The sequence below is a fragment of the Oceanobacillus salinisoli genome, from assembly GCF_009733865.1.
Classification (GTDB): Bacteria; Bacillota; Bacilli; order Bacillales; family Amphibacillaceae; genus Oceanobacillus; species Oceanobacillus salinisoli.
Window position 1 is genome coordinate 1 of the sequence record NZ_WOFB01000062.1, and the last position, 1467, is coordinate 1467.

General features: G+C 35.9%; 1 protein-coding gene. It reads left to right on the top strand.

Annotation, left to right across the window (positions count from 1 at the left end; translation table 11 throughout):
• Positions 1–1163 (top strand): IS110 family RNA-guided transposase (locus GMJ66_RS20275; RefSeq protein WP_156292121.1); only part of this gene is annotated, 1163 nt, incomplete at its 5' end.
• Between the last annotated feature and the right edge of the window lie 304 nt (positions 1164–1467).

The following is a 1467-nucleotide window of genomic DNA, read 5'->3' on the forward strand; positions in this document are numbered from 1 at the left end:
AAAGAGCTAAGAGTACTCTTCAAACTGATAAGGTATTCATCGGCATTGAAGCAACCGGCCATTATTACGAAGATATTGTACGTATTCTCATGGATCAGGGATATTCTGTTCACATTATTAACCCTGCCTCAACCCATGAAGAAAGAAAGCAACACCTAACGTACACAAAAACAGATGATATTGATTTGTATTTAATTGCCGAGGCTTTAATTGGTAATAAAGCTACAAACTCTAAGTTGAATAAGGGAGTTTATAAACAGCTCCAACATATCACTCGGGCAAGAAAAAGCGAAGTCGAAAAACGTTCTCGTATTAAAGTAGAGATTCGAACCTATCATGATCAGATTTGGAGAGAATATCAAGGTTACAGCACACTGGTTGACAGCAAACTGAAAACAAAAAAGATATTTAGTGATTTTTGGGGCAAAGCAAGTGTACACATCCTAACTCACTACCCTCATGCTTCTCAGATACTTGAGCTAGGAGAATTTGGCTTACGCCAAATATCTAAAGAACATAATTTAAAAATCAGAAAATCAACCATTGAAAAGTTACTTTATGCCGCAAGAGAAAGTGTATCTAAGCCAGTGGAGGACCTTTCAAGTGAACTATTTCTTTTAAAACAAAAGCTCCGTGACTATGAGTATCACACAAAAAATATCGAAACCTATGAAAAGGAAATCGAACGAATATTTATTGAGACAAATGGGATATTACTCCTTACTATTCCTGGTATCGGACTAGTTACAGCTGCTGAGATTTATTGTGAAATTGGAGACCTTTCCTACTTCACAAATGCAGGTCAACTTATTAAAAAAGCTGGAACGAATCCTGTTATCAAACAATCTGGACCTGGAAAGGGATACGCAGGTCGTATTTCTAAACAAGGTAATGCAAATTTAAGAAGAGTTGTCTATAACGCTGGACGAAGTCTATCCGTTCATAATGAAGCTCTTAACCCCTTTGCCAAGCGATTAAAAGAAAAAGGCAAAAAGGCTGGAAAAGTGTATATTGCAATGGGGAATAAGCTTTTAAAAATTGCCTTTGCTATGCTCACAAGACAAGAACCATTTAAATGGGATAACCCTGAATACAATTACAAAGAAGAGGTATTTAAAAAACTAATTTTACCGTTAGCTGCATTAAAAACAACAAATAAATAGGCTCCATTCTTTTGGTTCGAGTGGAGATCGTATCTAATTTCCTGAGGCTCTATGACCTCGATGCTTAGCCTTATCCCATTCGAGCTGTAAATGCGGATTAGTACGTTATTTATCTATTTTGTACTCTATGCCAGATTGCATCAATGCAGATGAAGAATCGAGTGAAAACCCATTTCTGAATCAAGAAAATGGAGCCTATTTTATAATAAACTTGGTTAAATGCTACTTGTAAAAAATTTCGAATTACGGTAGGTGTATTAGAGTTACCCAAAAACTTGAAAAAAGTATTTGACATTGTACGCTA